The sequence below is a fragment of the Desulfovibrio sp. genome (genome assembly GCA_016208105.1).
GTDB lineage: Bacteria > Desulfobacterota > Desulfovibrionia > Desulfovibrionales > Desulfovibrionaceae > Fundidesulfovibrio.
The window spans coordinates 21,351-28,132 of the sequence record JACQYS010000004.1 but is presented as its reverse complement, the minus strand read 5'-3'; the positions used below and the strand labels follow the sequence as shown (position 1 = coordinate 28,132).

Sequence of the window (6,782 nt, the reverse complement as noted above, 5' to 3'; positions counted from 1 at the left end):
TGTCCTCGGGATTTGGGGATCAAATCGCAGCTGATCCACATGGCGTTCTGTCGTTCGGCTTGTCGACCAAGACCCATTGGCATCCTCCTTCTCGTGGAAGGATGGTCGGATGTTTCGTGGAGAAAATCAACACGCTGTTAGCCAGATTTTCAAAGCGACCTACGCCAACAGGGGAACGATTCGGGACCTGTTCAAAAGCTCCAAACCCGATGGAGCGCCCATGACCGGGGAAGAACGGGCAGCGTCCGAGGCCGCGTTCCTCAAAATGCGGGAACAGATCGAAAGCGAAGCTGAAAAGGCTCAAGAAGCCGCGTTCCAGGAGTCCGGCAGCCAGATTGACGAGATCGAACAGAAATCCGCCGAACTGGACAGCCAACTGAACGACCTCTTGTTGACCCCCGACGGCCAGATGAAAGCCCTGGAGGCCGGAAACCAAATTGCGACCCTGCAACTCAGGGAATCCCAGCGCCTCCGCCAGCTTCTTGCCGTGTCTATTCAGTCTTCCGTTCAAAGAGACATGAAAGGCGAGAAGAACAAGCAAATGCAGGAGGAAGCGTGGAAAGCAGTACTCTCAACTGAGCGCCTGCAAACGATAATCAACAACAAACAAAGCGACCCATTCTAGAGCCGTTTTAATACAGAGAGTTATGGAGCCTTCGATGAAACATCGGCATCCTTCTCAGGGCCCTTCCGCACAGGGAACACGCCATTGTCAAGCTGCTTGCTTGCTTCTTTCAATCTATCAAGTGTTCGCTGGCCCTGAATTTTTGCTTCCTCTGCCGCCTTTTTCATTGACTCTCCCTCTGCCTTATCGGCCTTCAACTTCTCAACTTCCATGCGCAACTTTTCTGCTTCAAGCTTGTTCTTGTCGGACTCACAACCAAACAGCATAATACTTGAGAATAGTAAAACAATGAAAAGCAAACAACTCTTCATTTTGTCGTTCCTCATTGCAGGCTTTGTAATTGTTACATTTGCACCAATAGATGCGAATGCGCAAATAGAAACAATAATACCGCGCATCATAACGGAGTTTGAATCAAAAACAAGCACATGGAGCAAAGCACTCCAGGGATATGCCTTTGATCTGTTCAGGCTATGTACAACATTAACTGTTGTTCTTTTCGGCGTCAAGGCAGCCATCGGAAGAGACAATATTGGAGAAGTATTTGGCCAATTCATTTCGACAATACTATTTTGTTGCTTCATTGCAGCCACAATTGTCAATTATCAAGACTGGTCGTGGAGCATCATCAACGGACTGAACAATATCGCAACAAACCTCGGCCCATCTAAATACAACGCCACAGACCCGCTAATCGCAGGAATCGAACTGACAAAGACTATATTTGATAAAATGAAATTCAAGAGCGTTGATGACGCAGTAAACTCCATCGCATTTGCATTATGTGGGCTAGTGATCTTGATTGCATTCGCCTTGATGACCGCACAGCTAGTCTTTGTTAAGTGCGAAGCGCTCGTGTCAATGAATGCTAGTGTAATACTACTTGGTCTTGGTGGCGCAACAATATTCAAGGAATACGCAATTAGCGTAATGAGATATGTTCTATCTGTTGCATTCAAGCTTTTTGTACTACAGCTCGTAATGGGCTTAGGTTTAAAATTTATGCAGGGATTGACGTTTGAAAATTCAAACCTCGAAGACATATTTATTGCCATTGCAGTCTCCATAATACTTCTGGCCCTAGTCAAAAGCATACCTGACGTATGCGCCGGAATCATAAATGGAGCGCACGTGAACAGTGGCGCAGTCCTAGGTCAAGCAGCAACTGCGACAGCAGCCGGTGCTGCTGTCGCAGTCGGAGGTGTACTGGGTGCGGCAATGGGCAGCGGGCGCGGGATCGACGCCACAAGAAAGGCCGCCCAGATCGCTTCAATGGATGGAGCCACTGGCCTGGGGAAGGCCCGCCACATGGCGGGTTCACTTTGGCAGGCGCACAAACAGGCCAAGGCCGAGGGCGGCAATCTATCTCATGGCGAGCGCTTTGGGGCCGCTATGAGTTCGAGGCTCCAGGAAATGAAAATGCGCAACCTGGGCCTGTCTGGTGATGATTCCAGTTCCGGCAGCAAAGATGGAGGCAGCAATGGCCAGGCGTAACCGCAGTCCCATGGACGGCTTTACGCCCCCTCACTCTGTCAACTGCTCCACCTTCACGCCTAGTGCCGCAGCAATCTTAGCCAAGGTAGCTCGGCGGGGTTTGGTGTCCAGCGCCTCCATCTGGGCATACGCTCCGCGCGAGACCCCAGCTCTGACCGCAACCTCCTCCTGGGTCAGACCAAGGTGCTCACGCCAAGCCCGCATCAGGCTTTTGTCCTCCAAAAGGGCGATTTCCGCCACCTCTACAGGGATGTTGGAAGACGATTCCTTCTGGCCGGTCAGCTCCAGATACTCGGGGTACGGCACGAGCACGAAGAGGGGGTTCCCTCCATGCTCGATCACTTGGTGCTTAGTAGGTGCGCTCATCTCTCCTCCTCACTTCTGTGACGGTGATGGTGTCTCCGTACACGGTGAAAATGGCTCGGAAGTCGCCCACCCGCAGGCGGTAATCGTCCCGGCTCGTCAAACTCTTCACGTTTCGGCAGTCCGGCCAATCCTTCAAAGCCTTCACGGCCTTGATGATGGCAGCCCTATCAGCCAGAGGAAACTTGCGCATCTGTTTGAAGGCTCTCGGTGTGATCGCAACCGTGTGCATAAAATGAATGTATGTTTGTGAACGTTTTTCGTCAATAAAGACTAACAAAATATGGCATGTCGCACACGGAATAAAGCACGAAGAGATGAAAACACGAAAGCCGGAAAGAGTCAGACGATACGCTCAGAATGGGTAGACGCGAGCGCCCCAGGCAGCGGTCCCAGGCTAAGAACCGTGCAACGACATGCCGTTCAAATTTTGAACAACAAGAATGCTCTATAATTGCACCATAAACCATAGGGACTTGTTATGGATAATACCACCACAAAGATAGTTACAGATGCCGAGAAAGAAGCCATGCGCGGAGAGTGCATGATGCTTTCGCAGTGGGCGTTTGTGAAAATACGTTTCATTTGCGGTTACGGAACTGGGCTTACCGCTGGGGAAGAGGCTTGGATTTGGACCTTGGCGGAGTTCGCCCACAACCTTCCGCATTTGATTAAGTATGACTTTTCCCGACCTCTGTTCTTTGTCCAAATGGATCAGATGAAATGCCTGCAAAAACTCTACATGCGCCATCATAAGGAGATAGTCGGCCGTCGTGCCGAAGGTTGGACGAAAGAACGAATTTATACGTCACTCTTTCCACAGAGCATTGCCAGCAACGCACCCTCAGAAGCTGGGCAAAGCACGGGGAAAGACAATGCGTGATTTCGGATCAACCACACGAGTCGGGTTATTCCATTTACAAGGCGGATTTTCCCACTTGCCGGGTGGATCACCGTACCAACCTCGGAGAGAGGGACAGGGTTCTCTCGCCCATGAGAGAATCCATCCTCAGCCTATGGCAATTTTGTTCTGTTGGCGTGATCGTCCAATGAGCAATTTCTATGGTCGTATTCATCCCACTGTCTCAAGAACTTTGTCGCACTTACCTCAACAACATGGTAGCCGCGATGTTCTTGAAGCCATTTGTCATCGCAGCACATGTACACAACGCGTCCATCTTTAAGTGATATATCAAAAATCACATTTCCCCCGTCAGTACGCATTTAGCAGTAGCGCTGAACATTTTTACTCTCAAAACAAAGTAATGAGGGAGTAGCAGAGTGTTGTGGAAATCAAAAATGAAACCGGAAGCCGAGGATCGGGCTGCCTCAACAGAGAGGTCCTCCTACGTGCGTGGACGGGAGGAATGGCTGGAGCGCTATGGCAGTTACATCCAGCGCACCAGGCAGTGGCGCATGGCGGCGTTCATTGCCCTTGGGATCACCGGCATCTCTGTCATGGGCAACGTAGTCCAGGCCACTCAATCAAAAATTGTACCCTATGTCGTTGAGGTGGACCAACTGGGGCGGGTCGCTGCTGTCGAGCGGGCCTCCGTGGCTTCGCCGACGCCAACGAGAGTCATTCAGGCGGAGTTGGCCACCTTCGTCACACAGTGGCGCTCCGTGACTGCCGACCTGGACCTCCAGAAGAGGTTCATCGAGAGACTGTCATATTTCGCCATCGGCGCTGCCAAGGGGCAGATGCGCCAGTGGTACGAAACCAACAACCCCTATGAGCGGGCCAAGGACAAACTCGTTCAGGTCAACATCAAGAGCCTGCCCGCGCAGGTCAGTGCCGACTCCTGGCGGATTGAGTGGACCGAAGTCACGCGAAACCACTCTGGCGTCCAGGTCGCCAGTGAGGGCTATCAAGCGACCCTGACGATCCAAATCCAGCCTCCCACCACGGACGCGCAAATTCTTCGGAACCCTGGGGGCGTTTACGTGACGGGCATGTCCAGTTCCAGCGTGATGGAACCCGCATCAATTCCCAAAAAGTAGGAAGCAGCATGTTGAAACGATTGTTCGTGGCGGTGTTCGTGACCCTCCTCCTGAGGCAACCTCTTTTGGCTGCGGAGCAGTCGCGCGCTGACGAGAAAGGAAAGCCCGCAAAAACCATAATGGTTCCCGAGGAGTACCAAATGGATGCCTCGGCCAGCCAGCGGACGACAGGCAAGGGAAAATCCCCCGAGCAACCCCGCCAGGCGGACTATCTCAACCCCGACGTGCCGCTGAACGCAAGAGAACGCCAGGCCGTGAAAATGGCCCAAGACTGGGAAACTTCTGGAGCTACGCCCATCCAGGCCAACGGCAAGCTCATGTTCCCATATGGAGCCTCTTCCCCGACGGTCATCTGCGCTCCAAGCCTCATTTCCGTGGTTGAGCTCCAACCGGGCGAATCTTTGAATGAAGTTGTGGTCGGCGACTCGGCGCGCTGGGTTTGCGAGGTGGTCAAGTCGGGAAACACCGCCCATGTCCTGATCAAACCCATGGATGCCGGTCTTGTCACTAACGCGATCATCACCACGGACCGCCGGGCTTATATCCTGAAGCTGGTCAGCCAACGCACCGGCCACACTCCCCGTGTCGGCTTTCTCTACCCGGAAGACAACGCCATCCGGATTAAAGAGAAGGACGCCAGGGAAACCAAGGATAAACAGTGGAAGACAGCGGATGCGGATGGTGAGCCAAAGGATCTGAGCCAACTGAACTTCAGTTATGAAATCAAGGGGGATGCCCCTTGGAAGCCACTCCAGGTCTTCGACGACGGTCGTCAGATGTTCATCAAGCTCCCATCTTCGGTCCAATCCGGTGATGCCCCTGTTCTTCTCGTGCGCAACGGTGGCCAGGATACGATGGCGAACTTCCGCCTGAAGAACATGGCCATGATCGTAGATGGCGTATTCCAGGAAGCGTTTCTCATTTCTGGCGTCGGCAGTAAGCAGCAACGCATTACCATCCGCAAGAAGTGAGGCTGGCGATGCGATACATACTTCTACTGCTCCTGGCCGTGCAGCTTCAGGGCTGCGTCATGCAGACCCGCCACGTGGATAACGGCGGCATTCCCACATACGACGGAGTGAGCGACACGTACCCCGGAGACGCCCAATCCCTAGCCACCATGGCAGCTGAGGAACTGGCCCGCCGTTATCCTCCGGGTCGCACGACACTGACCCTGGCCAAAACGAAAAGTACCTTCGGTCAGGAACTGGACACTACTCTGCGGGCTCAAGGCTTCCTGATCTCCGCCCCTGACTCTCCGGCTGGAATCAGGGTCGGCTATACCTTGGACGTCATCCGTGATGAGACCTCGCCCACTTGTTACCTCCAGGTCAGGACTTCCGACGGTGAATCCTTCGGAACGGTTCGCCCCCTGACCATAGCGAGCCTGTCGCACAGAATCGATGCTCCCTCCGTGAAGTCTCCAACGTTTTCTCCTTTGGAGTCCCTCCCTCTGCTGGGTGAGCCGACGGTTGCCACACCTTCCCAGGTTCAGGTCCATCCAGACAGGCTGATGAAAGGTACTGGGCCTGGTGCAAAGCCAGGCTCAGTACCTCCCACTGTCCCGGCGCATGATGCCGGGGTGCCGGTTCGCAGCAAGAGCACGTCGGCGCGGATCGCAAAACGCAACAAGATACCGGTGGAGGAGTTCTGCCGCCTGAACAATTTGAAGCCGGATACCGTCCTTGAGGCCGGGCGGATGGTGTTCCTGCGTGGATCTGTTGCTGAGCCTGTTTTTCCCGCCACGGCACAGGCCGTTCCTCCGGCGTCCTCCGGGGACCGTCAGCCCAAGCCTTTGGCATCCGCAAAGCCAACCCCTGCAACGAACCCAGTTGCTCTTTCTGCTCCGGTCTCGGCTCCCGCGCCCGTGGCCAAGCCAACAGAAGCAAGCCCTGCCGCCACAAGACCCATGGACCCCACGCCGGTTTCGGCTGGGAATTCTGTCCCTACTTCAGCCCCTGCCGTTCCAGTTGCTCCAGCATCACCCGTCCAGGAGGCCCTTGCAGAACTGGCCCCCCCGCCGGGGGGGTCCGATGCAGCCCCTTCGGCAGGTCCAGTTCCGAGCTGGATCATTGAGCCGGGCAGTCTTCATGCTCAGCTCGAGTCATGGGTGATCAAGGCCCAATACCAGCTGGTTTGGAAGGCGAAGCATGATTTTGAACTTGAAGCCAGAGCCAAGTTCGACGGGGATTTCGTTGGAGCCATAAAGCAGCTTTTTGCTGGCCTGCATCGCGGAGGGAACCCGCTGCGAGTGACTGTGTACCAAGGAAACAATGTTGTTGAAGTTGCGGAGGATTAG

At 54.1% G+C, this 6,782-nt stretch carries 9 protein-coding genes; 6 read left to right on the top strand and 3 right to left on the bottom strand.

Going from position 1 to position 6,782, the window contains the following annotated elements:
- Positions 1 to 220: 220 nt before the first annotated feature.
- Positions 221 to 625, top strand: a complete 405-nt coding sequence (locus HY795_02540; GenBank protein MBI4804094.1) for a hypothetical protein — start codon at positions 221 to 223, stop codon at positions 623 to 625.
- A 20-nt stretch (positions 626 to 645) separates the two neighbouring features.
- On the opposite strand, the gene HY795_02535 is transcribed toward HY795_02540, so the two are convergent.
- Positions 646 to 936, bottom strand: coding sequence for a hypothetical protein (locus tag HY795_02535; GenBank protein MBI4804093.1), 291 nt, complete (start codon positions 934 to 936; stop codon positions 646 to 648).
- Between HY795_02535 and trbL the strand changes: the two genes are divergently transcribed.
- Positions 914 to 2,119 carry a P-type conjugative transfer protein TrbL gene (trbL, locus tag HY795_02530; protein ID MBI4804092.1) on the top strand — a complete coding sequence of 402 codons (1,206 nt, stop codon included), beginning with the start codon at positions 914 to 916 and terminating at the stop codon, positions 2,117 to 2,119. The two genes, HY795_02535 and trbL, sit on opposite strands and share 23 nt — an antisense overlap.
- A 30-nt stretch (positions 2,120 to 2,149) precedes the next feature.
- On the opposite strand, the gene HY795_02525 is transcribed toward trbL, so the two are convergent.
- Entirely contained in the window at positions 2,150 to 2,485 is a 336-nt protein-coding gene (locus HY795_02525; protein MBI4804091.1) for a helix-turn-helix transcriptional regulator, read from the bottom strand.
- Entirely contained in the window at positions 2,469 to 2,714 is a 246-nt protein-coding gene (locus tag HY795_02520; GenBank protein MBI4804090.1) for a type II toxin-antitoxin system RelE/ParE family toxin, read from the bottom strand. Before HY795_02520 ends, HY795_02525 begins: the two co-directional genes overlap by 17 nt.
- Before the next feature lie 249 nt (positions 2,715 to 2,963).
- Between HY795_02520 and HY795_02515 the strand changes: the two genes are divergently transcribed.
- From HY795_02515 to HY795_02500, 4 genes are all read left to right on the top strand, one after another.
- Entirely contained in the window at positions 2,964 to 3,365 is a 402-nt protein-coding gene (locus tag HY795_02515; protein ID MBI4804089.1) for a hypothetical protein, read from the top strand.
- Between the two features lie 416 nt (positions 3,366 to 3,781).
- On the top strand, positions 3,782 to 4,483 hold the full coding sequence (locus HY795_02510; GenBank protein MBI4804088.1) for a type IV secretion system protein: 702 nt from the start codon (positions 3,782 to 3,784) through the stop codon (positions 4,481 to 4,483).
- Between the two features lie 8 nt (positions 4,484 to 4,491).
- A complete protein-coding gene (gene trbG / locus HY795_02505) occupies positions 4,492 to 5,454 on the top strand; it encodes a P-type conjugative transfer protein TrbG (protein ID MBI4804087.1) in 963 nt (320 codons plus the stop codon).
- 8 nt (positions 5,455 to 5,462) lie between these two features.
- Positions 5,463 to 6,782 (top strand): TcpQ domain-containing protein, encoded by a 1,320-nt coding sequence (locus HY795_02500; protein MBI4804086.1) that lies wholly within the window; start codon positions 5,463 to 5,465, stop codon positions 6,780 to 6,782.

Bases quoted from the DNA above. Each gene is read 5' to 3' on its own strand.
- HY795_02525 (MBI4804091.1), bottom strand. From the start codon at position 2,485: ATGAGCGCACCTACTAAGCACCAAGTGATCGAGCATGGAGGGAACCCC.
- HY795_02515 (MBI4804089.1), top strand. From the start codon at position 2,964: ATGGATAATACCACCACAAAGATAGTTACAGATGCCGAGAAAGAAGCC.
- trbG (MBI4804087.1), top strand. From the start codon at position 4,492: ATGTTGAAACGATTGTTCGTGGCGGTGTTCGTGACCCTCCTCCTGAGG.
- HY795_02535 (MBI4804093.1), bottom strand. From the start codon at position 936: ATGAAGAGTTGTTTGCTTTTCATTGTTTTACTATTCTCAAGTATTATG.
- HY795_02510 (MBI4804088.1), top strand. From the start codon at position 3,782: ATGAAACCGGAAGCCGAGGATCGGGCTGCCTCAACAGAGAGGTCCTCC.
- HY795_02520 (MBI4804090.1), bottom strand. From the start codon at position 2,714: ATGCACACGGTTGCGATCACACCGAGAGCCTTCAAACAGATGCGCAAG.
- HY795_02500 (MBI4804086.1), top strand. From the start codon at position 5,463: ATGCGATACATACTTCTACTGCTCCTGGCCGTGCAGCTTCAGGGCTGC.
- trbL (MBI4804092.1), top strand. From the start codon at position 914: ATGAAAAGCAAACAACTCTTCATTTTGTCGTTCCTCATTGCAGGCTTT.
- HY795_02540 (MBI4804094.1), top strand. From the start codon at position 221: ATGACCGGGGAAGAACGGGCAGCGTCCGAGGCCGCGTTCCTCAAAATG.